Raw genomic sequence first — 26387 nt, forward strand, 5'->3', positions numbered from 1 at the left:
CGGGGGGCTTGTCACGCAGTTCCCCGCGCCCCCCGCGACTCGCACGTCCGTCGGTAACTGCCCGATCTCCCCGCCCGGCCAGCCCTTGATGAGGGAGCCGCTCAGCCGCGTCCGTCTGCCACGGGCACGGCGAGGTACTTGTACTCCAGGAACTCGTCGATGCCGACGCGTCCGCCTTCGCGGCCGAGGCCGGACTGCTTGACGCCGCCGAAGGGTGCGGCGGGGTTGGAGACGAGGCCGGTGTTGACGCCGATCATGCCGCTTTCGAGGCGTTCGCTGACGCGCAGGGCACGGTCGAGGTTCTGGGTGAAGAGGTAGGCGGCGAGGCCGAACTCTGTGTCGTTGGCGGCGGCGATGGCCTCGTCCTCGGTCTCGAAGGTGAGGAGGGCGGCGACCGGGCCGAAGACCTCGGTGTCGCTGATGGCGGCGTCGGGGGTGACGCCGGTGAGGACAGTGGGCGGATAGAAGCAGCCGGGCCCGCCCGGGAGTTCGCCTCCGGTCAGGACGATGGCGCCGCGTTTCACGGCGTCGCGCACCAAGTCGTGGGCCTTGCTGCGGCCGGCGTTGTCGATGAGGGGGCCGACGTCGGTGCCGGGTTCGGTGCCGGGCCCGACGGTGAGGGCGGCCATGCGGGCGGCTAGGCGGGAGGCGAACTCGTCGGCGACGGAGGTGTGGACGTAGATGCGGTTGGCGGCGCAGCAGGACTCGCCCATGTTGCGCATCTTGGCGACCATGGTGCCCTCGACAGCGGTGTCGAGGTCGGCGTCGTCGAAGACGATGAGGGGGGCGTTGCCGCCCAGTTCCATCGAGGTGCGGATCACGGTGCCGGCGCACTGGGCCAGCAGGATGCGGCCGACCTGGGTGGAGCCGGTGAAGGAGAGTTTGCGGATCTGCCCGCCGCGCAGCAGGGGCTCGACGACGCCGGCGGCGTCGGTGGTGGGCACGACGTTCAGCACGCCGGCCGGCAGACCCGCTTCGGTGAGGATCTCCGCCAGGGCCAGGGAGGACAGTGGGGTCTGGGGGGCGGGTTTGAGGACCATGGTGCAGCCGGCGGCGATGGCGGGGCCGATCTTGCGGGTGCCCATCGCCAGGGGGAAGTTCCACGGGGTGATGAGCAGGCAGGGCCCGACCGGCTGGCGGGTGACCAGGAGGCGGTTCCTGCCGTCGGGGGCGGTCATCATGCCGCCGTCGATGCGCACGGCCTCCTCGGAGAACCAGCGGAAGAACTCGGCGGCGTAGGCGACTTCGGCGCGCGCCTCGGTCAGGGGCTTGCCCATCTCCAGGGTCATCAGCAGCGCGAGGTCCTCGGTGCGGGCGATGATGATGTCGTAGGCGCGGCGCAGGATCTCGCTGCGCACCCGGGGTGGGGTGGCGGCCCAGGCCGCCTGCGCGGCGACCGCCGCCTCGACGGCACGCCGGCCGTCGGCCGGGGAGGCGTCGGCGACCTGGCACAGTTCCTCGCCGGTGGCCGGGTTGTCGACGGACAGAGTCCGGCCGGACTCCGCGTCCTGCCAGCTACCGCCGATGAACAACCGCTTAGGGACGTCACGGACAACGCGCGTGGTCATGGCTGATTTCTCCTTGACTGATCGAACTCCTGACGGTGATCCAGGCTCAGGTGAGGGGTTCGACGGGGAGGACGCCGCCTTGGCTGTTGCGGTGTCCGCCGAGTTTGCGGACGGCGGCGACGAGGGCGAGGGCCAGGATGGCGAGTGCGATGAGGACGGCGCTGACCGCGGTGACGGTCGGGTCGACGTCGAACTGCAGGGCGTTGAAGACCAGCACCGGCAGGGTGCGGGTGTCGGGGGTCGACAGGAACTGGGCGATGAAGAACTCGTCGAAGCTGGTGATGAAGGAGAACACGGCGGCGGCGATCAGGCCGGGTGTGGCCAGGGGGAAGGTGATGCGCCGGGCGATGGTCATGCGGCTGGCGCCCATGCTGGCGGCGGCGTCTTCGAGGCGTTCGTCGATGCCCTTCAGGGTGGAGATCATGATGAGGACCGCGATGGGTGCGGCCAGCACGGTGTGCCCGAGGGCGATAGCGAGGGGGCTGCCGAGCATGCCGGCCGGTTCGAAGAACAGGAACAACCCGAGCGCGATGACCACTTGGGGGATGAGCATGGGGGCCAGGACCAGTCCGTAGACCGCCGCGTGCAGGGGCAGCCGGCCGCGGGCCAGGGCGGTGGCGGCGGTCACGCCCAGGATCAGGGAGAAGACCGTGGTGAGTGCGGCGATGAGGCTGGACAGGGCGATGGAGGTGGCCCAGTCGCTGCCGGGTGCGGCTATCTGCTCGTACCAGCGGGTGCTGTACTCCTTCGGCGGGAAGGTGCCGATGCCGTCGGCGCCGAAGGAGGTGACCAGGATGATGACGATGGGCATGGCCAGGAACAGCAGGATCGCGGTGGCGCTCAGGGCGCGGCCGATGTGTCCGGCTCGGGTGGCGGGCAGTTCCATCATGAGCCGCTCCTTCGTGCGGCCGCCTTCTTGCGGCGGAGCTTGGCCAGACCGAGGACACCGAGGCCGGCGAAGGTGAGCAGCAGCAGGATGACGCCGAAGGCGGCGGCGGAGTTCCACTGGTCCTGCTTCATCACCTGCTGGTCGATCAGCGCGGCGACGACGGTCTGCTTGTCGCCGCCCATCAGGGCGGGGGTGATGTAGTAGCCCAGGCACAGGATGAAGCTGAGCAGGCCTGCCGTACCCACACCGGGGGCCACCAGGGGCAGGTAGACACGGCGGAAGATGGTCAACCGGCTTGCGCCGAACCCGGCGGCCGCGGCCAGCAGCCTGCGGTCGACACCGCGCATCACGCCCTGCAGGATCAACACCGTGTAGGGGAGCATCACCGAGGTGGTGCCGATGACCACACCGGTCTCGTTGTAGAGCAGCGAGTACGGCGCGCCGGGGGCGTGCACGGAGGTGGCCAGCGTGTTGATGAAGCCGTGATCACCGAGCATGATGATCCAGCCGTAGGTGCGCACCAGGGCGCTGATGAAGTGCGGCACGACCACGATCAGCATGGCCAGGGCGGCGAAGACGGGCCGCATCCGGGCGATGGCGTGCGCCAGCACAAACCCCACCAGGAGACTGAGCACGGCGGTCTCCGCGGAGATGCGCAGGGTGGAGATCAGCACGGAGAGGTTCACGCCGCTGAGGGCGTCGGTGTACCAGTGCAGGGTGAAGCCGCCGGTGTCGCCCTTCAGGCTGAGGGAGAGCACCCCGATGATCGGGTAGACGAACAGCACCAGCAGGAACACCGTGACGGGGACGGCGTTGACCAGCGCGATCCGTGAACGGTGCCCGCGCTTCTCGGACGTCTTCACACGCACCTTGCCGGGTGCGAGAGCGGTGCCGGCCACGGCTCACCCCCCGTCCGTCGCGTCGAAGACACTGACGTCCTCACGCTCAGCGGTCACACAGACCCGCTCACCGACGCGCGGCGGAGCGACGGCGGTCTCGATCCGCAGGGGCGGCGTCCCCGGAGCGGCGCCGTCCAGACGGACCGAGATCCGGGTCAGCGAACCGACGTACACCGCTGTTTCGACCGTGCCGGTACAACAGCCTTCCTCGGCACTGACCAGGCGGAGCTTGCCCGGCCGGACCGCTGCCCGGACCCGCTGCCCCGGAACACAGGGGTGCTCTCGGGCTGTGAGCACGCCGCCGGTGTCCAGGCGCACGCGGGTGCAGCCGTCCGCGGCCGGCTCTTCCACCTTGCCGTTGAGGAAGTTGGCGGCGCCGAGGAAGTCCGCGACGAACGGGGTGCGGGGGTGTTCGAACAGGCCGCGCGGGGTGTCGAACTGCTCGATCCGGCCGTCCTTCATGATGGCGATCCGGTCCGACAGGACCAGGGCCTCCTCCTGATCGTGCGTCACGTAGACGACGGTCAGGCCCAGTTCGCGCTGGATGGTCTTGATCTCGGTCTGCATCTGGTCGCGCAGCTTCTTGTCCAGCGCGCCCAGCGGCTCGTCCATCAGGACGATCGGCGGGCGGTAGACCAGCACCCGGCACAGGGCGACCCGCTGCTGCTGACCGCCGGACAGCTCACGCGGCTTGCGGCCGGCGAACTTCGACAGGCCCGCCGCCTGCAGCGTCTCACCCACCCGGCGGCGGATCTCCGCCTTGGACACCCCACGCAGTTGCAGCGGGAAGGCGACATTCTCCTCGACCGTCATGTGCGGGAAGAGCAGGTACTGCTGGAAGACGAAACCGAAGTCGCGTTTGCCGGGGTTGAGGCCGGTGATGTCCCGGCCGTCGACGCTGACGGTTCCGGAGTCCGGCTCGGTGAACCCGGCCAGCATCATCAACGTGGTGGTCTTGCCGGAACCGGAGGAGCCGAGGAAGGTGACGAACTCACCCGCCGCGATCTCCATGTCCACACCGTCGACCACCGTCGTCCCGCCGTAGGACTTCCGCAGCCCCGTCACCGACAACGACTTCCCCGTCAGGGGAGACGACCGCGGTGCCAGGGCAGCGGCGAGGTCGTCAGCCGATAGGCCTCCGGCGGTCAGGCTCGTGGGGCGCTCAGGCATCGGCCCACTCCTGCCAGCGCTTGGTGACCGCCTCCTGGTTCTTGTCCCACCAGGCGACATCGGCGTCGAACCCGGTTTTGAGGTTCTGCGGCGAGGTCGGAAGCGTGGCCAGGACATCCTCCGAGAGCAGCTTGACGGCGCCGGGGACGACCGGACCGCCTGGGTAGAGCTTGGCGAACGCGGCCTGGACCTCGGGGCGCAGCGAGAAGTCGATCAGCTTGTAGGCCGCGTCGGTGTTGTCCGCGCCCTTCGGGATGCCCCAGCCGTTGGTCATCCTGCGGGCGCCGTTCCACTGGTACGCGACCGGCTGCCCCTGCTTGATCAGCTCGTCCGCGCGGCCGGCCCACAGGCTGGTCGCGACGACCTCCTTGCGGCCCAGCAGCACCGCTGGAAGGGCACCGGTGTTCCAGAACTTCTTCACGTCGCCGCGGATCCGCGACATCGCCTTGAAGGCCCGGTCCACATCCAGCGGGTACAGCTTGTCCAGCGGCACACCGTCGGCCAGCAGCGCGAACTCCAGCTCAGGCAGATCCACCTCCGCGCTCTGCAGCGAGCGCGGACCCTTGAAGGCGTCCGTGTTCCAGAAGTCGGCCCAGCTCTTGGGCGCCCGCTTCAGACTGTCGGTGCGGTAGGCCATCAGGCTCGCCCACACGTTCTTGCCGACCGCGTACTCCGGCAGGTTGTGGACCGCGATCCCGGCGCCCTTGGCGCTCTTCAGCCGGTCGTGGTCCACGGGCTCCAGACAGTCCAGGCGGGCCATCTTCTGGAAGATCAGCAGCGAGTTGTCCATCAGGTCGACCTGCGGCCGGCCCTGCCTGACCTGGGCGATGACCTGCGCGGACTGGTAGTTGACCGTGGTGACCGTGATGCCGGTCTCCTTGGTGAACGGCTCGTAGATCGCCTTGGTCAGCGCGTCGTTGTAGGCGCCGCCGCTGTTGCTGACGACGATTCTCTTCCTGCCGCCGCCGGACGAGCTGCTGCCGGTCGCGGTGCCGCAGCCGGCGAGGGCGGTGGCTGCGGCCACTGCGCCTGCGGTGCGGAGTACGGTTCTGCGTCCAATCCGGTTGCCTTCCATGGCGGTGCCTCCTGGAAATCGCTGGGGATACACGGGTATCTGCTGCAGGGACGTGCTGGTCCTGGGAGGGGCTGTTGCTGTTACGCCGTAATCGGCGGAAGGAAACGGCTCGGGGCTGCTGAAGGCGCCGCGCGAGACCGGGAGAGAAGAGAACGCTGCCATGTGCAGCGGTGTCGCCAGTAATCAGACCCGTCGCTGTGACACGACGGCTTATTTCCAGTCGCTTTGATTGCCGCCGGGCCCGCAGTGGCTCTGTCGAACAGGTGCGGAAGGCACCGGATTCTTGTCCCGCACGGCGAACACAAACCGCGGGAAAAGCGCGCGTGTGTGTGCGGTGCGGGACTCATGTTGCTCGGGTCAGATGCCGAGCATGGTGTTGAGGTCGTCCAGGGACTTCACCGTCACGTAGTCGTAGCCGTGGGTCACCGGGTCGTATCCGCGGTCCAGCAGGACGAGGTTGCGGAAGCCCATGTCGTGCATCGACATGTGGTCGTACCGGGTGTGCGAGGCGACGTGTACGAAGTCCTCGGGGGAGGCGTCGAGCTGGTCGAGCATGTACTCGAACGCCGCGTAGCGGGGCTTGTAGAAACCGGCCTGCTCCGCGGTGAAGACCGCGTGGAATTCTGCCCCGAGCTTCGGCACGCTCTCCGCGAGGAAGGAGTCGTCGGCGTTGGAGAGGATCACCAGCTTGTAGTGCTCGCCCATCTTCTTCAGCGGCTCCACCACGTCCGGGTGGGGCCCCCAGCTGCGGACGCCGTCGGCGAACCGCTTGCCCGCGTCCGGGGCCGCCTTCACACCCCACTTGCGGCAGACCCGCTCGAAGGAGTCCTGCAACACCTGCTCGTAGGGGTAGTACTCGCCGCGGACCTGGTCGTAGCGGTAGCCGCGGAACTCGCGCACGAACTGGTCCCACTGCTCGGCCGGGATCTGATCGCCGACGAGTTCACGCGTGATGGGGGTGATCGGGTATTCGATCAGTGTGCCGTAGCAGTCGAACGAGACGTACTTCGGCCGGAACTGCAACGAGGGAATGGCCATGACGATACTCCTGTCGTTTCTGAAGATAACTGCACTTGTTCGGGACTGGTCATCAGGAATGCCCGTGACGGGCTTCCCTGAGGTGCGCGACGACGTCGTCCAGGCTCACGGTCAAGGAACGCTCGACATTGATCCAGTCGTCCTTGGCGTGACCTAGGAGGTACTCGCGCCGTTCGGGTGCGCGCTCCGCGCGCCAGTTCGTGATCAGCGCACGCAGTGTGAGCCGTGCCAACGCGGCGATCGGGAGCAGCGGGAGTTCCGAGGCCTGGATCGGCCGCTTCAGTTGGTAGCCGGCGGCGAAGGCGCAGGCGTCCCGCCAGGGATGGTCCGGCGTCCGGCCGAGCAGGTTCGCCATGGGAACGGCGGGGTCGAAGATCGCCGCACTGCGCACCGTGTCGCCGAAGTCGATGACGCCGGTGACGAAGTGATCGCTCCGTGGATCGACCACGATGTTGTAAGGGCTGAAGTCACCGTGGATCACTTGGGTTTCGAGATCATTCAGCCTCGGGACGACGTTTTCGCCGAAGAGCCGGAAGACCGATTGGGCCAACTGTCGGTGCCCGGGGCTGGGCGTGTGCTCGACCAGTTCGGTCATCTGGTGGAAATGGCGGATGTCCCATGCCAGACCTCGTCGGTCCGCCGGGTGCGTGAACGGCCTGAGCGCCACGTCGATCAGCCCCAGCATCTCGCCCGCCTGGGAGAGCCGCTCCGCGTCCGGGTTCGCATCTGCCAGGACCTGGCCTTCGACGAAGTGGAACACGCGCAGGATGCGGGTCCTGCCGTCGTTCAGCCTGATCGTGACATGGTCGTCCGCGTCGGCGGTCAGCTTCACCCGCTGGACGGGCAGGTGCGCAGCGGTGGTTTCGAGGTAGCGCATCGCTGCGGTCTGGAGGGCGACGACCGCCTCCGCCTCGTCAGGTGGTGAGACCTTCACGAGGTAGTTGCCCGAGTCGGTACTGAGCCTGAACGTGTCGTCCTTCTCGGTCGCCAGTCGCCCCAAGCGCCCGGTGAGGCGGTAGCGCTCCTCAAGGAGATTGCTCACCAGCAGCACGTCGATGGGCTCGTGGGACGACGTCAGGCCGCTCTCCTCGAGGAGCCGCTGAGCAAAGTTCGCAGCTGGTGAGGTGTTCATGGTCAGTTCCTTGGGCCGGCTCGTTACAGGCGGTTTTTCGCGACCTCGGCGAAGGTCTCAAGGAATCGCGTCACATCGGCGGAGTCGAAGGCCAGCGGAGGGCGGATCTTCAGCGTGTTCGCCGACGTGCCCGTGCCGCTGATCAGGGTGCGGCGGTCACGCATGTCGTTGATGACGTCTTCGGCAAGTGCGCGGTCTGGCTCGAGGGTCTGGCGGTCCTTGACGATCTCCACGCCGACGTAGAGACCGGAGCCGCGGACTTCGGCGACGTACGGGGAATCCTTGGTGATCTCCCGCAGCCCCGCGCGCAGAGCGTTGCCGTTCTCCAGGACGCGCTGCTGCACGTTCTCCTTCTCGAAGACGTCCAGCACCGCGGCGCCGGCGGCCACGGGGATCGAGCTGCCTCCGAAGGTGTTGAAGTAGCGGACGTTGCGTCCGAACTCCTCGCAGACCTCGGGGCGGAAGACCACACCCGAGATCGGCAGGCCGTTGCCCATCGGCTTGCCCATGGTCACGATGTCCGGCAGCACCCCGTGGCGGCTGAAGCCCCACATCGACTCCCCGAGCCGGGCGAATCCCGACTGGACCTCGTCCGCGATGTAGACACCGCCGGCCGCGTGCACCTCCTCCACCACGGCCTGCATGTAGCCAGGGGGGTCGGTGAAGATGCCGTCGCTGCTGTGGGCGCAGTCGGTGATCAGGGCCGCGAGCCGGTAGCCGTGGCGCTCGAGGTCGTCGATCGCGCCGCGCACCTGCTGCCGCATGTGCTCGGCGAGCGTCGATCCCGGCGCGACGAGGCGCGGGTCAGGAGCGTCGATGAGCCGGACGTTCGGGCCCAGCGGCGAGCCCGCGCCGAGGGTCGGTGAGAAGCTCGCCACCTCCCGGGTGATGCCGTGGTAGGCCCAGCGGGTGACGATGATGCCCTCGCCGCCGGTGTGGAATCGCGCCACCCGTACCGCCAGGTCGTTCGCCTCCGATCCGCTGCACGCGATGCTCAGCTTGGACAGCTCCTCGGGGAACGTCGAAAGAAGCCGCTCCGCGTAGTCGACCAGGGCTTCCTGGACGTAGCGCGTGTTGGTGTTGACCATCGCCATCTGGCGGGCGACGGCCTCGGCCACGTGGGGGTGGGCGTGCCCGACGCACGGGACGTTGTTGTACGCGTCCAGGTAGTCGTTGCCGTCACGGTCGATCAGGTGGGCGCCGTGACCGGAGACGAACTCGACCGGCTCCTTGTAGATGAGTGTGTAGCCAGGGCCCAGCACCTTGTTCCGGCGCTGGATGGTCTCTCGGAGGTGTTCGGGGAGCTCGCTCAGTACCCCGGGGTCGAACCGGTTGGGGTAGTGGGCGATTGCCCGACTCAGCGTCGAAGTCATCGGCACACCTTCAGTCTGTCCGGGGTTGCTCGCTGCGTTGGCCGAAACCATACCATCATTCATTCCAGTTCCAACCTGAAACTAAAAACTTTTTTCGCGGGATCTTCGAGGTCGCCGGCAGCCCGCTCCGCATGCCCGTGAGGGGCGTTTCACCACCCCCCGGGGGGGGGATCGTCCGAGGGTGACCGCCGGCCCGCTGCGGTGGGAAGGGGAGGGAGGGCGCCTGGCGACGCCACTACTTGGACCGATGCCCCCGCCGGGCTGGGCGGGGAGCAGAGCCGACCCGGACTGCTTGACTCGCCGAGCAAGGCTGTTGGGCTGCGGGGCTGTCGAGCCTCCGGGCCTTGGTGCAGCCGCGCGCCTCCTGCTTCGATGCTCTCCGTCGGCTTGCCGGCGCGGACGCCCGTGATGCCCTCGCGGCCCTCGGGCGCATCAAATCCGTCAGCAAGGGGACTCCGCGGTGTTCCCCGCGTGCGCCCTGCCGCGACTCCTACTTGACGATGTCCTTGAACTTGTAGAAGGCGCCGGCGAAGGGCAGGAACCAGGGCGGACCGAAGTGTCCCGGGATCCGCTTGAAGGGCAGGTCGTTCCAGGGGTTGGCGTCCGGGCTCCCGCTCATGTACTCGGCCATCTGCTTGCCCATGTGGGTGGCCATCTGCACGCCGTGACCGGAGTAGCCGAGTGAGTAGAACAGTCCGTCCTGTTCGCCGGCGTGCACCATGCGGTCCATGCTCATGTCGACCAGGCCGCCCCAGCAGTAGTCCACGCGGGCGTGGGTGAGCTGCGGGAAGACCTCGGTCATCGTCTTGTGCAGGATGCGTCCGCTCTTCTCGTCCGACTGCGGGTTGGACATGGCGAACCGGGCGCGGCCACCGAACAGCAGCCGGTGGTCCGGAGTGATCCGGAAGTAGTTCAGCAGGTTCATGCTGTTCGACGCCATCCGGCGGTTCGGCAGCAGCTGGTCGCAGACGTCCTTGCCCAGCGGTTCGGTCACGATGATGAAGCTGCCGACGGGCGCGATCCTCACCTGGTGCCAGCGGAACGGCCGGCTGGTGTAGCCGCTGGTCGCCACGAGCACCTGGCCGGCGCGGACGGTTCCGCGCGCGGTGACCAGCTCGTGCTTCGTGCCGCCCAGCCGCTCGACCTTCTCGACCGGTGCCTTCTCGTGGATGGTGACACCAAGACGCGCGGCGGCCTCGGCGAGCCCCCTGGTGAACTTGCCGGCGTGCAGCCCGGCGCTCCTGGCCTCGACCAGCGCGCCGTGGTAGCTGTCGGAGCCGATCTCGGAGTGGATCTCGCTCCTGGGGATCAGACGGGTCTCGAGCCCGAGCCGGCCGGACATGATCTCGTGGGTCTTGCGCAGGCCCTCGAAGTGGGCGGGCTTGGACGCCAGGTTCAGCTTGCCCGTGCGGGCGAAGTCGCAGTCGATGTTCTCGTCCGTGACGAGCTTCTCGAGGGTGTCGACCGCGTCGTGGTAGGTCATCAGATACCGCTTGGCGGTGTCGAAGCCGTAGCGGGAGATCGCGTCGCGGAAGCCGATCGACAAGCCCGTGGTGGCCATGCCGCCGTTGCGGCCCGACGCGCCGAAGCCGACCGTGTCCTTCTCGAAGACGTGCACGGAGGCTCCCTTGCGGGCCAGGTGAAGTGCCGCCGAGAGGCCGGTCAGGCCGGCTCCGATGATCGCCACCTCGACACTCCCACCGATCTCGGTCCGGGACCGGTCCGGACCCTGGGGAGCGGTGTCGAGCCAATAAGGGGTGAACTTCATGTCGCTGCTCTCTCCTGCCAGTGCCGTCCGCCGCCCTGGGTCAGGTGCGCGGGAGTGCTCGATGCCGGGCTCGAACCTTATCAGTATCAGTTCCAGCCTGAAACTAAAATGGTATGCTCGCCGCACACGGTCAAGTCGCCCCGCTTACAGCAGACAGTCAGTGGGTGGTCGACCCCGGCTTCCAGGCTTCGCCGCAACGCGACGATGCGCTCCTGGAGTGCTTCACGAACCCTGCGGAGTGCATGACAGATGAGTCGAGAACCGTCCGGCAAGGCAGAACACGCCGACACGGACCCCTACGAGCGCGGCCGGGCGGGAGGGACGGATCCGTCGGAACACCCGGTTCTCACCGCGTCGAAACCCTTGGACGTACCGCCCAGACCGGTCCCAGACCGATCGGCGTACCGCGCTCGCTATGGTCATCACGTGACCAACCCGACCTCTCGCGACTACAACAAGGCATCAGTCCTCGACGTGGTCCTCTCCCACGCGCCCTTGACGCGGAACCAGCTGATCGAGCTGACGGGCCTGAGCAAGGCCACGGTGTCCAGAGCGGTGGAGGAGCTCCGTGCCGACGGCTTCGTCGTCGACGGCGGGGTCGACGAGATCACCGGCCGCGGCCGCCGCTCCACCTATCTGGACCTGCCCGGCACGACCGGTCACGTCGCCGGAGTCAGCTTCGGTGCCCAGACCACCGGTGTTCTGGTGACCGATCTGAGGGGGCGGGAGATCCAGCACGTGACGGTTCCCACCGCCGATCACCAGGAGGTCGAGGACGCCGCGAGATGGCTGGTCGACCTCATCGAGAGGGCCGCCCGGTCTGCGCAGGGTCCTCTGCGGCAGATCGTCGCCGCGGTGCCCGGCCGGGTCCGCAACGGCACGGAGATCTTCGGCCCCGCGGAGTCGATGAAAATCTTCGCGGGCTCCGGCCTCCACCGAGCCGTCGAGAACCTGGTCGAGGCCCCCGTGCTCCTCGACAGCGATGCCAATGCGTCCCTGCTCGGAATCCTCACCGACGACGCAACGATCAGGAACGCCGCGCTCTTCAGCGTCAGCACCATACTGAACTTCGCCAGCTGCACGGATCACGAGCTCGCCCGGGGAAGTACCCCCACCTTCGGCGACATCGGCGTGCTCTCCTCGGGAGCCGGCGACGAGAACCTCGACGAGCTGCTGAGCACCCGGGGTCTCCTCCGGTTCGCTCGCAAGCGGGGACTCGACCTGGAGCGCATCGAGGATCTCTGGCTGCAGCCGCACACCGAAGCGCCGCCCAACGAGGCGCCGCACGCCGAAGTGCTGCAGGCGTTCACCACCGCGATCGTGACCGCTGTCAGCGTCGTCGCGGTGACGCTCGACCCGGAGTCGGTCTACTTCGTGGGCCGGCTGCGTCCGCTCGTCGACGTCGTCCTTCCCCAGGTGCGCGAGCGGCTCGACCAGAACCTTCCCGCGGTGCCGGAGATCAGGACGGGTCCGCATCAGATCGGCCTGTCGACGGCACAAGGAGCGGTCTACGCGTGCTTGACGATCGCTCAGGAACGGCTGCGAGACGCCGTGCTCAGTGCGCGGCGCCGGAGTCAGGCCGCCGGGCAGGCAGCACCGGCCTTCTGAGTCGCTCGGCACGCGACGACCCGGGTTCCACACCGCCGTTGGAGTGCGCGGTTCCCGCGGCCCGGAAAGACGCGCACCCCCGGTGGACCGTACACCGGGGGTGCCCGTCTGCCCGTGGGTCAGAACCCGGCGATCGGGTTCTTCAGGTTGCCGACCAGCTGGAGGGCGCCGGACGGGTCCGACAGGTCGACCATCTGCTCGTTGTTGCGGAGCTGGAGGCGGTTGAGGCAGGACAGCGCGAACTCGGGGGCGAACATGTCGTACTGCTTGAACCTGTCGGCGAGTTCGGGCATCGAGTCCTGGTAGGCGCGGGTGACCTCCGCGACCGTGCGCCAGAAGTCGTCCTCCTCCAGGATGCCCTCGGAGGCGAGGTTCGCCGCGAGGAAGCGGAAGAAGCAGTCGAAGACGTCCGTGAAGATCGACAGGAGTTTCTTGTCCTCCGGGACCTCCACGCGCAGCCGCTCCACCGCCGGCGGCAGTACCGCGTCCGGGTCCATGACGGCGATCTCCTCGGCGATGTCCTTGTAGATCGCGCGCTGCACGACCCCGTCCTTCAGCACGAGGATGACGTTCTCGCCGTGCGGCATGAAGACCAGGTCGTAGGCGTAGAAGCTGTGCAGGAGGGGCGTGAAGTACGCGCGGAGGTAGCGGCGCAGCCACTCCTTCGGGGCGAGGCCCGACTGCTCGATCAGCGCGCCCGCGACCGACGCCCCCTCGTGGTCGACATGGACCAGGGACGCCATCGTGGCCAGGGACTCGCCGTCCTTCAGGGACGGCACCGGGCTCTCCCGCCACAGCGCGGCGAGCATCTTGCGGTACGGCGAGTAGCGGTCCGTCGCCTGCTCGTACTCCAGGTGCCGGTAACCGACGGCGGCACGCTCCCGGATGATCGACAGGCCGGTCGACTTCAGGACCGCGTCGTTGTCGATGAGCTGGGCCAGCCAGTCGTTGATCGCGGGCGTGGCCTCCATGTAGGCGGCCGACAGCCCGCGCATGAAGCCCATGTTGATGACGGACAGGGCCGTCTTCACGTAGTGCTTCTCGGGGCTGGACCGGTTGAAGAAGGTCCGGATCGACTGCTGGGCCAGGTACTCGTCGTCGCCCTCGCCCAGGCACACCAGGTGCTTCCTTGCGACCTCGGCGGCGAAGGTGACGGTGAGCTTGTTCCACCACTGCCAGGGGTGGACGGGGATGAGGAGGTAGTCCGCCGGGTCCAGGTCCTGGTCGCGCAGGACGCCGTGGAAGCGCTCGACGGTCTCCGCGCCCAGTTCCTCGCGCAGGAAAGACTCGTACTCGACTCCCACACCGGCCGTGAACGCGGCGCGCGAGCGGTGTGCCGCGAGCCAGACGAGCCGGACCGGGCTCGCCGTCTCCGGCGCGTACGACAGGTACTCGTGGATGCCGAAGCCGAGCCGGCCGTTGTTGGCCACGAAGCAGGGGTGGCCCTCGGTCATGCCGGTCTCGATGGTCTGGAAGTCGCCGCGCGCGAGCTCGGCGGCCGTGATCCGCGGCTTGGTGAGTTTGTAGCAGGTGCCCGAGAGGGTGGAGGAGATCTCCTCCAGGTAGACGGGCAGGATGTCGTCGCTCAGGCCCAGGGACTTCTGCATCTCGATGAAGAAGTCCAGGGCGGCGAGCGGGAGTTCGGCGCCGTTCCGGTGGCGGGTGATCGACTCGGCGTCGACCTGCCAGTGGTCGAGGGCGCGGAGCGTGGCCGTGAAGGTGTACCGGGTCTGGCCGTCGTCGCTGCGGACGACGTAACCGTCCCCGTCCTGCTCGGGGGTGATCAGGCGCTCGTGCGCGAACTCGGCGAGGGCCTTGCGGATCAGGAGGCGGTTGGCCCGCGCCCAGCGGTGGGGGGACAGGTGCGCTACGGCGTCGGACAGGGTCATACGGCTACTCCTCGGGCGGCCAGGAACTGTTCGCGCGTGCAGAAACTCAGCAGCGCGCGCTTCTCCGGCTTGTCGATCTCGCGCTCGGGCACGAAGCCCACGGCCTCGTTCAGCGCGTGCACGGCCTTGTTGTTCACGTCGGGTTCCACGACGACCCGCCGGGTGCGCGGGTCGGCGAACAGCTCGTCCATCACGGCGGTGATGACGGCCCGGGTGAAGCCGTGGATCGGCCGGTCGGTCGGCGCGACCAGGAAGTGCATGCCGACGTCCCCGGGCTCCGGGTCGTACAGCCCGGTCAACTCGACGTAGCGGGGGTCGTACCTCTCCATCAGGAACGCCGGCCGGCCCTCGTGCAGACCGAGGTGGGCGTGGTGGTGCTCGTGCGCCGCGATCCGCATGTACTCGCGCTCGACGTCCTGGAGCCGGGCGTCCTGCATCATCCAGTAGGCCGCCTTGGGGTGGGTGACCCAGGAGTGCAGCAGCTCGGCGTCCTTCAGGGGGTCGACGGGGCGCAGGGTGAACGTGCCGATGCCGGTGGTGCTCATACGGAGAACTCCTGGAACGCGATCGTCTTCTCGACGGGGTAGTACTCGGTGCCGAGCAGCTCGCGGATGATGTACGCGTTCCGGTACGGGCCCATGCCCAGGTCGGGGCTGGTGATGCTGTGGGTGTGGACGCCGGCGTTCTGGAGGAAGATCCCCCGGCCGGTGACGTCGATGGCGTAGTTGCGGGCGACGTCGAAGTTGCCCCTGGAGTCGTAGACCAGGCGGTCGCGGACGGGCTTCAGGAACTCCGGCTCGGCGTACCGGTAGCCCGTGGCCAGGACCAGGCCCTCGGAGGTCAGCTCGAAGTCCCTCTCCTGCTCCTCCTGGCGGAAGCCGAGCGTGTACGTGCCGTTCTCGTACGTCGCGCTGGTCAGCGAGGAGTTGGTGAGCAGCCGCGTGGGCACGGGACCGCCGAGGTTCTTCTGGTAGAGCAGGTCGAAGATCTCGTTGATCAGGTCGCCGTCGATGCCCTTGAACAGGCCCTTCTGCTCGGCCGTGAGGCGGTAGCGGGTGGCCTCGGGCAGTTCGCGGAAGTAGTCGACGTACTCCGGCGACGTCATCTCCAGCGTGAGCTTGGTGTACTCCAGCGGGAAGAAGCGCGGGGAGCGGGTGACCCAGTTCAGCCGGTAGCCGTGGACGTCGATCTCGCTGAGCAGGTCGTAGTAGATCTCGGCGGCCGACTGGCCGGAGCCGACGAGCGTGATCGAGTCCTTCTTCTGCAGCTCCGCCTTGTGGCTCAGGTAGCGGGAGTTGTGGATGAAGTCGCCGCCCAGGTTCTGGCAGGCCGCGGGGATGTGGGGCGGGGTGCCCGTGCCGAGGACGAGGTGACGGGCGCGGAAGGCCTCTCCGGTCTCGGTCCGCACGACGTAGACGTCGTCCTCGTGGCGGACTTCCGTCACCGTCGTGCCGAAGCGGATGCTGCTCAGCTGGTTCGCTGCCCAGCGGCAGTAGTCGTCGTACTCGACGCGCAGCGGGTAGAAGTTCTCGCGGATGTAGAACGAGTAGAGCCGGCCCTTCTCCTTCAGGTAGTTCAGGAAGGAGTACGGGGACGTCGGGTCGGCGAGGGTGACCAGGTCCGACATGAACGGGGTCTGGAGGTGGGCGCCGTCGAGGAACATCCCCGCGTGCCACTCGAAGTCGGGCTTCGACTCCAGGAAGACGCCGTCGAGTTCGTCGATCGGTTCGGTGAGGCAGGCCAGGCCGAGGTTGAAGGGGCCGAGCCCGATGCCCACGAAGTCATGGATTCTGTTCGGGTTTTCAGGACGCGCGGTCAAGGGACTCTCCCAGGTACTGCTCGGCGTGGCCGGCGATCAGATCGAGGACGGCGGCGATGTCGGACGCCTGCGTCTCGGGGTTGAGCAGGGTGAACTTCAGATAGTGGCGGGCGCCGACCTTGGTGCCCGCGACGATGGCGTCGCCCGAGGCGAACAGGGCCTTGCGGGCGTAGAGGTTGGCGCGGTCGATCTCGGCGGGGTCGGTGACGGACGCCGGGATGTAGCGGAAGACCAGGGTGGACAGGCTCGGCTCCACGACGACGTCGAAGCGCGGGTCGGCCGCGAGCAGCTTCCAGCCCTCCCGGGCCAGCTCGCACACCTCGTCGAAGAGCTGCCCGATGCCGTCGGCGCCCATGGTCCTCAGGGTCATCCACAGCTTGAGGGCGTCGAAGCGGCGGGTGGTCTGCAGGGACTTGTCCACCTGGTTGGGGATACGTTCCTGCACCATGCGGCGCGGGTTCAGGTACTCGGCGTGGTAGGTGGCGTGCCGGAGGGTGGCCGCGTCGCGGACCAGCACCGCGGACGAACTCACCGGCTGGAAGAAGGACTTGTGGTAGTCCACGGTGACGGAGTCGGCGCGCTCGATGCCGTTCAGCCGGTCCCGGTGCTTCAGGGAGGCGAGCAGGCCGCAGCCGTAGGCGGCGTCGACGTGCATCCAGGTGCCGAACTGCTCGCAGAGCTCGGCGATCTCGGGCAGCGGATCGATCGAGCCGAAGTCGGTGGTGCCGGCGGTGGCGACGACGGCCATGGGGACGAGGCCGTCCTGCTTGCAGCGCTCCAGCTCGCGGGCGAGGGCGACGGTCTGCAGGCGCTTGTCGTGGTCGACGGGTACGGAGACCACGGCGTCCTGGCCCAGGCCCAGTAGTTTGGCCGACTTCTGCACGCTGAAGTGGCTGACCTCGGAGGCGAAGATGCGCAGTTTCGCCAGCGTGTCGGTCTTGGCCTCCTCACGCGCGAGCAGCAACGCCTGGAGGTTGGACTGCGTGCCGCCGGAGGTGAACACGCCGTCGGCGGCGGGGCCGAGGCCGATGCGCTCGGTCGTCCAGTCGATCAGTTTGCGCTCGATCAGGGTGCCGCCGGCCGACTGGTCCCAGGTGTCGAGGGAGGAGTTGACGGCGGACAGGACGGCCTCGCCGAGCACGGCCGGGATGACGACCGGGCAGTTGAGGTGGGCCAGGTAGCGGGGGTGGTGGAAGTAGACCGCGTCCCGGAGGTAGACGTCCTCCAGTTCGTCGAGCACCGCGGCGGTGTCGTGCAGCGGCTTGTCGAGGTCGATCGCGTCGATGGCGGGAGCCAGGGCGTCGACGGTGACCCCGGTGAACGGCCGTTCGGTGGTGGCGATTTTGGCGGCCACCCGCTCGACTCCGTCGGTCACGGAGCGGCGGTACTGCTCCGCGGTGGTGTCGTTGAGCAGGTGCGAGCGCATGTAGGGGTCCTCCGGTGGGGACAGTCCGGTGCGGGACAGGGCGGGCTGGAACCGCCGATTCAATCAACTTAGGCAAGCCTAACCTAAGTTGTTTGGCTGAAGATCGGGCCCTGCCGTGACTGTGGTCACTCGTGTCACATGGGTTGGGGAAAGGGGGTGGAGGGCTGAGGCTATTCCTCGGCCCTCAACTGCTCCTCGCTCACGCCGCGGCGCCAGTAGCCGACGAACGTGACCCGGCGGCGGTCGATGCCGCGCTCGCGCACGAAGTGCCGGCGCAGTTGCTTCACGCAGCCGGACTCCCCCGCGATCCAGACGTACGGCCGCTGGGCCGGCGGTAGTCGGGCCTCTCGCAGGGTGTCGAGGACCATGGCGGAGCCCTGGGCACCCTTCTCTTCTCTCACGAGCCAGGTGATCTCGGCGTCGGCCTCGGTCGCCAGGTCCTGGATGTCCCCGGCGTGCGGCACCTCCAGCCAGACCCGGGCACGGGTGCCGGCCGGCAGCGACTCGACGATGGCCGAGGCGGCGGGGACGGCGGTCTCGTCGCCCCAGACGACCACGAGGTCGGTGTCCTCGGGCGGCCGGAAGCGGATCGCCCGGTTGTCGGCGACGGCCGGGCCGAGCAGCAGCACCCGGTCGCCGACGGCGGCCCGGGCGGCCCAGCGGGAGGCGGGGCCGGCCTGGACCGAGGCGCCCGGCTCGATGCCGTGCAGGGCGAAGTCGATGTCGATCTCGTCCGGGCCGCGGCGCAGCGCCCGCAGGGTGTACGACCGCATCACGGCCCGTACGTCGTCCGGCAGTTCACGCCAACCCTGCCACCAGCCGTCCCCGAGCTCGAGCGGCACGACCGGCTCGGGCTGTCCGGGGTGGGGCAGGAACAGCGACAGCGACTGGTCACGCCCGTCGGAGTGGAAGGCGTGCAGATCGGGCCCGCCGAAGGTGACACGGACCAGGGACGGACCGAGCCGCCTCGTCCGCACGACCTGGAGCGAGAAGAAACGGAACGGGGCGGCTACGGCGGTGGTCATAGAAGCTCCTGAGTCATGGTCAGGGGGCTGGGCGACTTGCCCAGGGGCGCGGGGAACTGCGCGACAGGCCACAACGGACCCGCACGCGCCGACGAAACTCAACGCCCCACTCGCAGGCTCGCTAGGCAACCTTCTTCGCGGACTCGATGGCCTTCGCCAGGTTCTCCACCAACGGCACGCACTTGTCGTACGACAGGATCGGCTCGGCAGAACGCGAGATGACCTGCCCCGCCTTCACCGCGGGCAGCTTCTTCCACGTCGCCTCGGTGATGTTCGCCGGCTGGATCGCCGAGGACCGGTCGTCCATCATGATGACGTCGGCCGCGTACTTGTCGACGTTCTCCCAGCTGAGGCTCTCGAACCAGCCGCCGCCCTTGGCCTTGGCCTTCTCCGGCGGTTCGACGAAGTTCACGCCGAGGGCCTTGAAGTACTCCAGGTCGACGGAGAGGTTGGTGCCGGAGACGTAGAACAGCTCCTGGCTCGCGGAACCGGCCATCACCTTGATGTCGGGGTGTGCCTTGGCGGCCTTGCGCAGCCGCTCGGAGGCCTCCTCGAACCGCTCCTTGGCGTCGGTGACCTTCGCGGCCTTCATGTCGCCGCCGAGGGACTCGGCCAGCTCCCACATGCGCTGGAGCGGGGCGGTGAGCTGACGGTCGTAGACGGATATGCCGACGCTCGGGGCGAGCTTGGCGATCTTGTCCTTGGAGGCCTCGGGGACGTACCAGAGGGTGCCGACGGAGTCGAACATGGTGCTGATCAGCACGTCGGGGGCGAGGGCGGCGTACTTCTCGACGTTGAACTGGTCCCAGCTGTTGCCGAGGATGGTCACCTTGCTGATGTCCATGTCGCCGGCCTGGACGTCGGGCTTGCCGTCCTGCGTCTTGGTGGGCCCGAAGACGCCCTTGACCGAGACGCCGTAGTCGTACAGGGCGGCGGCGACGCCGGTGAAGGCGACGATGTTCGCGGGGACCTTGTCGAGCTGCACGTTCTTGCCGCGGTCGTCCTTGAAGGACCACGGGCCGGACTTGGCGGACGCCTTCGAGTCCGAGCCGCCGTCCGTCGAGTCCTCGCTGCCGCACGCGGTCACGAGCGCGCCGAGTCCGAGGGCGCCGCCGGCGGCGAGGATGCCGCGGCGGGAGAAGCGGGCGGTTCTGGCGTTCGACATCGCTGGGTCTGCTTTCGTACGTACGGAGCCACTGCGGGCACGGCTGACAGCCAGTTGGCTGGAATTAAGCTTAGGTTAGCCTAACCTCATGCTGTGTCCAGGGGGGCCCTGGTACCTGTGCCCGGGGGAAGGCGAGGGAATGCGAACGGGCGCGGTGATCCGGATCACCGCGCCCGCGAGCAAGCCCCAGCCGGTCGTTCAGCTGACCAGCCCCAACTCCCGTGCGATCAGCATCCGCTGGACCTCGCTCGTGCCCTCGCCGATTTCAAGGATCTTGGAGTCGCGCCACATGCGGGCGACCGGGTACTCGTTCATGAAGCCGTAGCCGCCGTGGATCTGGGTGGCCTCGCGGGCGTTGTCGACCGCCACCGTGGAGGAGTAGAGCTTGGCCAGGGCCGCTTCCTTCTTGAAGGGGGCGCCGGCCACCAGGCGGGCTGCCGCGTCGCGCCAGGCGAGGCGGGCCGTGTGGGCCTTCATCTCCATGTCGGCGATCTTGAACTGGATCGCCTGGTTGGCGGCGATCGGCTTGCCGAAGGCGTGGCGTTCCCTGGCGTACTTGACGGATTCGTCCACGCAGCCCTGTGCCAGGCCGGTTGCCAGCGCCGCGATGGCGATGCGGCCTTCGTCGAGGATGCGGAGGAACTGGGCGTAGCCGCGGCCCTGTTCGCCCAGGAGGTTCGCCGCCGGGACCCGGACGTCCGAGAAGGACAACTCGCGGGTGTCCGAGGCGTTCCAGCCGACCTTCGAGTACGGGGCGGCGATCGTGAAGCCGGGTGTGCCGGAGGGGACGATGATCGAGGAGATGAGCGGTTTGCCGTCCGGGGCGCGGCCCGTGACCGCCGTGACCGTCACCAGGCCCGTGATGTCCGTGCCCGAGTTGGTGATGAAGCACTTCGTGCCGTTGATCACCCACTCGTTCGCCGACTCGTCCAGGCGGGCCGTCGTGCGGGTCGCGCCCGCGTCGCTGCCGCCGTCCGGTTCCGTCAGGCCGAACGCGCCCAGGAGCTCGCCGGAGCAGAGGCGGGGGAGCCATTCCCGCTTCTGGGCCTCCGTGCCGTAGCGGAACACCGGCATCGCGCCGAGCGAGACGCCGGCTTCGAGGGTGATGGCCACCGAGGAGTCGACCCTCGCCAGTTCCTCCAGGGCCACGCCCAGGGCGAGGTAGTCGCCGCCCATGCCGCCGTACTCCTCGGGGAACGGCAGCCCGAACAGGCCCATGCGGCCCATCTCCCGGACGATCTCGTACGGGAACTCGTGCCGCTCGTAGAAGTCGCCGATCTTCGGCGCCACGACCTCGTGCGCGAACTCCTCTACCGTGCGGCGGAGTTCCTCCAACTCGGGGGAGAGTCGGTAGTCCATGGTGATCACTGCTCCTCGGTGTCCTCGTGGGACAGGGCTCGGACGGTGCGGGACGGGCTGGGTCGGCCCAGACGGGTGGCCATCCACACGCTCGTGGCGACGAGGCGGCCGAGGTCGATCCCGGTGTCGATGCCGAGGCCCCGCAGCATCCACACGAGGTCTTCGGTGGCCAGGTTGCCGGTCGCCGACTTCGCGTACGGGCAGCCGCCCAGGCCTCCCGCGGAGGCGTCGACCGTCGTGACGCCCTGCTGGAGGGCCGCGAGCGTGTTGGCGAGGGCCTGGCCGTACGTGTCGTGGAAGTGGACGCCGAGGGCGGCCGGGGGGACGCCGGCCTCGTCCAGCGACCGCAGCAGGGAGACGACATGACCGGGTGTCGCCACACCGATCGTGTCGCCCAGGCTCAGCTCGTCGCAGCCCATGTCCAGGAGGGACTTGCAGACCCGGACCACCTGGGGGACCGGGACCGCGCCCTCCCAGGGGTCGCCGAAGCACATGGAGAGGTAGCCGCGGACATGGACGTCCTCGGCCTTCGCCCGGCTCACCACCGGCTCGAACATCGCCAGTGCCTCGTCCACCGTGCGGTTGAGGTTGGCCTTGGCGAAGGACTCCGTGGCGCTGGCGAAGACAGCCACCCGCCGGGCCCCCAGGGCCAGGGCCCGGTCCAGGCCGCGTTCGTTCGGGACGAGCACCGGCAGTGCCACCGGGAGGTCGCTGACCATGGGGTACAGCTGTTCCGCGTCCGCCAGTTGGGGGACCCACCGGGGGTGGACGAAGCTCGTCGCCTCGATCGTCGTCAGGCCCGCTTCCGCCAGGCGGCGGACGAACTCCGCCTTGACCTCGGTGGGGACCGTCGCCTTCTCGTTCTGCAGGCCGTCGCGCGCGCCCACCTCGTGGATGCGGACGCGGGTGGGGAGGTCCCCGGTCGGAACCACCATCGGGAGACCGTCGACTGTCATTCCTCCGCCTCCTCGTGGGGTGCGATGACCGCCAGCACCTGGTCCATGGCGACCGTCGAGCCCGGGGCCACGTCCAGTTCGGTGACCTTGCCGGCGTGCGGGGCGGAGACGACGTGCTCCATCTTCATCGCCTCCACCACCAGCAGGCTCTGGCCCGCGGCCACCTCGTCGCCGACGGCGACCTTCACCACCGTCACCGTGCCCGGCATGGGCGCGGTCAGCGAGTCGGCGCCCGCGTGGGCCGCGCGGCTCAGGGAGGCGGCCACCGGGTCGTGGTCGCGTACATGCCAGGCGTCGCCGTCGCGGCCGAGCCAGTCGGCGGCTCGGTGGAAGGTGTGGCGGACGCCGTCCAGCGTGACGGAGACCCGGTCGCCGGTGACCGTGGCGGTGCCGCGCGGGGTGTACTCCAGCGAGTCCTGGACCCTGAGGTGGAAGGCGGGCGGTTTCCGTGTCCCGCCGAGCCGCCAGCCGCTGGGGACCGAGAAGGGGTCCGTCCAGCCGCCGGGCTCGGGCGTCAGCGCCTCCAGGCGTACGGCCGCCGCCGCCTCGTAGACCTCTTCCGGTACGGCCGTGGAGACCAGCCCCTCGACCTCCCGCTCGACCAGGCCCGTGTCCAGGTCACCGGCGGCCACCGCCGGGTGGGCGAGCAGCCGGCGCAGGAAGCCGGCGTTGGTCTGCACACCGAGCGTGACCGTCTCCGCCAGGGCCGAACGGAGCTTGCGCAGGGCGGTCGCGCGGTCGGGGCCGTACGCGATGACCTTCGAGAGCATCGGGTCGTAGAGGCTGCCGACCTCCGTGCCCTCCGTGAGGCCCGAGTCGGTGCGGATGCCGTCGCCCTGCGGTTCACGGAGCCTCAGGACCGTGCCGCCGGAGGGGAGGAAGCCGCGGGCCGGGTCCTCGGCGCAGATGCGGGCTTCGACGGCGTGGCCGGTCAGGCGTACGTCCTCCTGGGCGAAGGCCAGGGGCTCCCCGGCCGCCACCCGCAGCTGCCACTCGACCAGGTCCAGACCGGTGATCAGCTCCGTGACCGGGTGCTCCACCTGGAGGCGGGTGTTCATCTCCATGAAGTAGTACGACGACGGGTCGTTGCCCGGGACGATGAACTCCACCGTGCCCGCGCCCCGGTAGCCGCAGGAGCGGGCCGCCTGGACCGCCGCCTCGCCCATCGCGGAGCGCGTCTCCTCGTCGAGGAGCACGCTCGGCGCCTCCTCGATGATCTTCTGGTGGCGGCGCTGGAGGGAGCACTCGCGCTCGCCCAGATGGACGACACGGCCGTGGCCGTCGGCCAGGACCTGGATCTCGATGTGGCGGGGGCGGTCGATCCAGCGCTCGACCAGGAGCGTGTCGTCGCCGAAGGAGGCGCCGGCCTCGCGGCGGGCCGCGGCGATCTCCTCCTCCAGCCGGGTCAGGTCCCGCACCAGGCGCATGCCCTTGCCGCCGCCGCCCGCACTCGGCTTCAGCAGCACGGGCGCGCCCAGCTCGCGGGCCGCCTCGGCCAGGTCCGGGTCGCGTCCGCCGGGGACGACCGGTACGCCGGCTTCCCGGACCGTCTCCTTGGCGCGGATCTTGTCGCCCATCAACGCGATCGCGTCCGCCGGAGGGCCGATGAAGACCAGGCCGGCCTCGGCGCAGGCGCGCGCGAAGGCGGCGTTCTCGGCGAGGAAGCCGTAGCCGGGGTGGACGGCCTGGGCGCCGGTGCGCGCCGCCGCCTCCAGCAGGCGCTCCACCGACAGATAGCTCATCGATGCCGGGGCCGGTCCGATCCGGACCGCCGTGTCCGCCTCGCGGACGTGCCGGGCGTCGGCGTCCGCGTCGGAGAAGACGGCCACCGAGCGCACGCCCATCGACCGCAGCGTACGGATGACCCGCACGGCGATCTCGCCACGGTTGGCAACCAGCACTGTCTCGAACATCGTCGTCCGTCCCCTCACATCCGGAAGACGCCGAACTGGGGGTCACCCAGGGGCGCGTTGGCGCACGCGGTCAGGGCCAGCCCCAGGACCTGGCGGGTGTCCAGCGGGTCGATCACACCGTCGTCCCAGAGGCGGGCCGTCGCGTAGTAGGCGTTGCCCTGGCGCTCGTACTGGGCGCGGATCGGGGCCTTGAAGGCCTCCTCGTCCTCCGCCGGCCAGGACTCGCCACGCGCCTCCAGCTGGTCCCGCTTGACGGTCGCGAGGACCGAGGCGGCCTGCTCGCCGCCCATCACGGAGATCTTGGCGTTCGGCCACATCCACAGGAACCGGGGGGAGTACGCCCGGCCGCACATGGAGTAGTTGCCCGCGCCGTACGAGCCGCCGACCACGACCGTGAGTTTCGGTACGCGCGTGCAGGCCACGGCCGTGACCATCTTGGCGCCGTGCTTGGCGATGCCGCCCGCCTCGTAGTCCCGGCCGACCATGAACCCCGAGATGTTCTGCAGGAAGACCAGCGGGATGCCGCGCTGGTCGCACAGCTCGATGAAGTGGGCGCCCTTCTGGGCGGACTCGGAGAACAGGATGCCGTTGTTGGCGACGATGCCCACCGGGTGGCCGTGGATCCGGGCGAAGCCCGTGACCAGGGTCTGGCCGAACTCGGACTTGAACTCGGCGAAACGGGAGCCGTCGACCACGCGCGCGATGATCTCCCGGACGTCGTACGGGGTGCGGGAGTCGACCGGGACTGCGCCGTAGAGGCCCTGCGGGTCGACCTTCGGCTCGATCGCCTGCGTGACCTCCCAGGGGAGCTTCCCGCGCGCGGGGAGGGTGGAGACGATGGTGCGGACGATGCGCAGCGCGTGCGCGTCGTTCTCCGCGAGGTGGTCCGTGACGCCCGAGACGCGGGAGTGGACCTCGCCGCCGCCGAGCTCCTCCGCCGTGACGACCTCGCCCGTGGCCGCCTTCACCAGGGGCGGTCCGCCCAGGAAGATCGTGCCCTGGTTGCGGACGATCACCGCCTCGTCGCTCATCGCCGGGACGTACGCCCCGCCGGCCGTGCAGGAACCGAGGACGGCGGCGATCTGGGGGATGCCGGCGCCCGACATACGGGCCTGGTTGTAGAAGATCCGGCCGAAGTGGTCCCGGTCCGGGAAGACCTCGTCCTGCATGGGGAGGAAGGCGCCGCCGGAGTCCACCAGGTAGACGCAGGGGAGGCGGTTGTCGAGGGCGACCTCCTGGGCGCGCAGGTGCTTCTTGACCGTCATCGGGTAATACGTGCCGCCCTTGACCGTGGCGTCGTTGGCGATGATCACGGTTTCGCGGCCGCTGACCCGGCCGATGCCGGCGATGACACCGGCGGCCGGGGCCTGGCCCTCGTACATCCCGTCGGCCGCGAGCGGGGCCAGCTCCAGGAAGGGTGAACCCGGGTCGAGGAGGGTGTCGACGCGGTCGCGGGGGAGCAGCTTGCCGCGCGCGGTGTGGCGGGCGCGGGCCTTCTCGCCGCCTCCCCGCGCGGCCGCGGCCAGCTTGGCGCGCAGCTCCTCCACGAGGGCGCGGTGCGCCTCCTCGTTGGCCCGAAAGGCCTCCGACGCGGGGTCTGCCGCGCTCGTGAGCTCCGGTGCCTCGTGCATCCTGCGGTCCCCTCACCTTGTTAATGAGCGTTAACGCATTTCCTTCAGGTTAACGACCGCTAACCTCCCTGTCTAGAATTGATTTCATGGCCACGAGAACCGACGCCCCCACCCGACGCGAGCAGATCCTCAAGGAGGCCGCCCGGCTCTTCGCCGAGCGGGGCTTCCACGGGGTCGGAGTCGACGAGATAGGTGCCGCTGTCGGGATCAGCGGGCCCGGGCTCTACCGGCACTTCGCGGGCAAGGACGCGATGCTCGCGGAGCTGCTGGTGGGGATCAGCGGGCAGCTGCTGACCGGGGCGAAGCGGCGGGTGGCGGAGGCGGACGGGGGCGCGGGGGCGGAGGCGGTCCTCGACTCGCTGATCGAGGGGCACATCGACTTCGCGCTCGACGACCGGCCTCTGATCACCCTGCACGATCGGGAGCTGGACCGCCTCCGGGACAGCGACCGGAAGATGGTCCGGCAGCTCCAGCGGCAGTACGTGGAGCTGTGGGTGGCCGTCGTGCGGGAGGTGTATCCCGGACTGGGGGAGCCTGCGGCGCGGTCGGCTGTGCACTCGGTGTTCGGGCTGCTGAACTCGACGCCGCATCTGGGGAGGGCCGGGTCCCTGCCCGGGCGGGGGGCCACGGCGGAGTTGCTGCACCGGATGGCCCGGGGGGCGTTCGCGGCGGCGGGGGCGTAGC

The 26387-nt window shown here is 69.1% G+C and carries 21 protein-coding genes; 2 read left to right on the plus strand and 19 right to left on the minus strand.

The window, feature by feature from the left end:
* Positions 1–101: 101 nt before the first annotated feature.
* The 9 genes from SCNRRL3882_RS25955 to SCNRRL3882_RS25995 all read right to left on the minus strand — a co-directional run bounded on the left by SCNRRL3882_RS25955 (position 102) and on the right by SCNRRL3882_RS25995 (position 10912).
* A complete protein-coding gene (locus tag SCNRRL3882_RS25955) occupies positions 102–1568 on the minus strand; it encodes an NAD-dependent succinate-semialdehyde dehydrogenase (protein ID WP_102514861.1) in 1467 nt (488 codons plus the stop codon).
* Between the two features lie 46 nt (positions 1569–1614).
* Positions 1615–2457: an ABC transporter permease gene (locus SCNRRL3882_RS25960; protein WP_040904585.1), complete on the minus strand. Its 843-nt coding sequence runs from the start codon at positions 2455–2457 to the stop codon at positions 1615–1617.
* On the minus strand, positions 2454–3356 hold the full coding sequence (locus SCNRRL3882_RS25965) for an ABC transporter permease (protein WP_231911092.1): 903 nt from the start codon (positions 3354–3356) through the stop codon (positions 2454–2456). The genes SCNRRL3882_RS25960 and SCNRRL3882_RS25965 overlap by 4 nt, the downstream gene beginning before the upstream one ends.
* A 3-nt stretch (positions 3357–3359) precedes the next feature.
* Positions 3360–4526, minus strand: coding sequence for an ABC transporter ATP-binding protein (locus tag SCNRRL3882_RS25970; RefSeq protein WP_231911173.1), 1167 nt, complete (start codon positions 4524–4526; stop codon positions 3360–3362).
* Entirely contained in the window at positions 4519–5550 is a 1032-nt protein-coding gene (locus tag SCNRRL3882_RS25975; RefSeq protein WP_010049286.1) for an extracellular solute-binding protein, read from the minus strand. The genes SCNRRL3882_RS25970 and SCNRRL3882_RS25975 overlap by 8 nt, the downstream gene beginning before the upstream one ends.
* 408 nt (positions 5551–5958) lie before the next feature.
* The gene (locus tag SCNRRL3882_RS25980) at positions 5959–6639 is read right to left on the minus strand and encodes a haloacid dehalogenase type II (protein WP_102514863.1); all 681 of its coding nucleotides are present in this window, start codon (positions 6637–6639) and stop codon (positions 5959–5961) included.
* Between the two features lie 52 nt (positions 6640–6691).
* A complete protein-coding gene (locus tag SCNRRL3882_RS25985; protein WP_231911174.1) occupies positions 6692–7690 on the minus strand; it encodes a phosphotransferase in 999 nt (332 codons plus the stop codon).
* A 104-nt stretch (positions 7691–7794) separates the two neighbouring features.
* Positions 7795–9144: an aspartate aminotransferase family protein gene (locus tag SCNRRL3882_RS25990; protein ID WP_102514865.1), complete on the minus strand. Its 1350-nt coding sequence runs from the start codon at positions 9142–9144 to the stop codon at positions 7795–7797.
* 490 nt (positions 9145–9634) lie between these two features.
* Positions 9635–10912, minus strand: a complete 1278-nt coding sequence (locus tag SCNRRL3882_RS25995) for an NAD(P)/FAD-dependent oxidoreductase (RefSeq protein WP_010046999.1) — start codon at positions 10910–10912, stop codon at positions 9635–9637.
* A gap of 426 nt (positions 10913–11338) precedes the next feature.
* On the opposite strand from SCNRRL3882_RS25995, the gene SCNRRL3882_RS26000 reads away from it, so the two are divergent.
* The gene (locus tag SCNRRL3882_RS26000; protein WP_010046997.1) at positions 11339–12520 is read left to right on the plus strand and encodes an ROK family transcriptional regulator; all 1182 of its coding nucleotides are present in this window, start codon (positions 11339–11341) and stop codon (positions 12518–12520) included.
* Between the two features lie 119 nt (positions 12521–12639).
* On the opposite strand, the gene SCNRRL3882_RS26005 is transcribed toward SCNRRL3882_RS26000, so the two are convergent.
* The 10 genes from SCNRRL3882_RS26005 to SCNRRL3882_RS26050 form a co-directional block, all read right to left on the minus strand.
* Positions 12640–14409 (minus strand): IucA/IucC family protein, encoded by a 1770-nt coding sequence (locus SCNRRL3882_RS26005; protein WP_010046996.1) that lies wholly within the window; start codon positions 14407–14409, stop codon positions 12640–12642.
* Positions 14406–14954 carry a GNAT family N-acetyltransferase gene (locus SCNRRL3882_RS26010; RefSeq protein WP_010046995.1) on the minus strand — a complete coding sequence of 183 codons (549 nt, stop codon included), beginning with the start codon at positions 14952–14954 and terminating at the stop codon, positions 14406–14408. The genes SCNRRL3882_RS26005 and SCNRRL3882_RS26010 overlap by 4 nt, the downstream gene beginning before the upstream one ends.
* Positions 14951–16228, minus strand: a complete 1278-nt coding sequence (locus tag SCNRRL3882_RS26015; protein WP_029181667.1) for a lysine N(6)-hydroxylase/L-ornithine N(5)-oxygenase family protein — start codon at positions 16226–16228, stop codon at positions 14951–14953. Before SCNRRL3882_RS26015 ends, SCNRRL3882_RS26010 begins: the two co-directional genes overlap by 4 nt.
* Entirely contained in the window at positions 16212–17654 is a 1443-nt protein-coding gene (gene desA, locus SCNRRL3882_RS26020) for a lysine decarboxylase DesA (protein WP_010046993.1), read from the minus strand. Before desA ends, SCNRRL3882_RS26015 begins: the two co-directional genes overlap by 17 nt.
* A 170-nt stretch (positions 17655–17824) precedes the next feature.
* Positions 17825–18679, minus strand: coding sequence for a siderophore-interacting protein (locus SCNRRL3882_RS26025; protein ID WP_010046991.1), 855 nt, complete (start codon positions 18677–18679; stop codon positions 17825–17827).
* Positions 18680–18800: 121 nt separating this feature from the next.
* A complete protein-coding gene (locus SCNRRL3882_RS26030) occupies positions 18801–19844 on the minus strand; it encodes an ABC transporter substrate-binding protein (protein WP_010046988.1) in 1044 nt (347 codons plus the stop codon).
* A 198-nt stretch (positions 19845–20042) separates the two neighbouring features.
* Positions 20043–21203, minus strand: coding sequence for an acyl-CoA dehydrogenase family protein (locus SCNRRL3882_RS26035; protein WP_010046986.1), 1161 nt, complete (start codon positions 21201–21203; stop codon positions 20043–20045).
* Between the two features lie 5 nt (positions 21204–21208).
* On the minus strand, positions 21209–22159 hold the full coding sequence (locus tag SCNRRL3882_RS26040) for a hydroxymethylglutaryl-CoA lyase (RefSeq protein ID WP_029181666.1): 951 nt from the start codon (positions 22157–22159) through the stop codon (positions 21209–21211).
* The gene (locus SCNRRL3882_RS26045) at positions 22156–24072 is read right to left on the minus strand and encodes an acetyl/propionyl/methylcrotonyl-CoA carboxylase subunit alpha (protein ID WP_010046983.1); all 1917 of its coding nucleotides are present in this window, start codon (positions 24070–24072) and stop codon (positions 22156–22158) included. Before SCNRRL3882_RS26045 ends, SCNRRL3882_RS26040 begins: the two co-directional genes overlap by 4 nt.
* Positions 24073–24086: 14 nt before the next feature.
* Positions 24087–25703, minus strand: coding sequence for a carboxyl transferase domain-containing protein (locus SCNRRL3882_RS26050; RefSeq protein ID WP_010046982.1), 1617 nt, complete (start codon positions 25701–25703; stop codon positions 24087–24089).
* A gap of 86 nt (positions 25704–25789) precedes the next feature.
* Between SCNRRL3882_RS26050 and SCNRRL3882_RS26055 the strand changes: the two genes are divergently transcribed.
* Positions 25790–26386 (plus strand): TetR/AcrR family transcriptional regulator, encoded by a 597-nt coding sequence (locus SCNRRL3882_RS26055; RefSeq protein ID WP_010046981.1) that lies wholly within the window; start codon positions 25790–25792, stop codon positions 26384–26386.
* Position 26387 lies beyond the last annotated feature (1 nt).

This window comes from Streptomyces chartreusis NRRL 3882 (genome assembly GCF_900236475.1).
In the GTDB taxonomy this organism is placed as follows: Bacteria; Actinomycetota; Actinomycetes; order Streptomycetales; family Streptomycetaceae; genus Streptomyces; species Streptomyces chartreusis_D.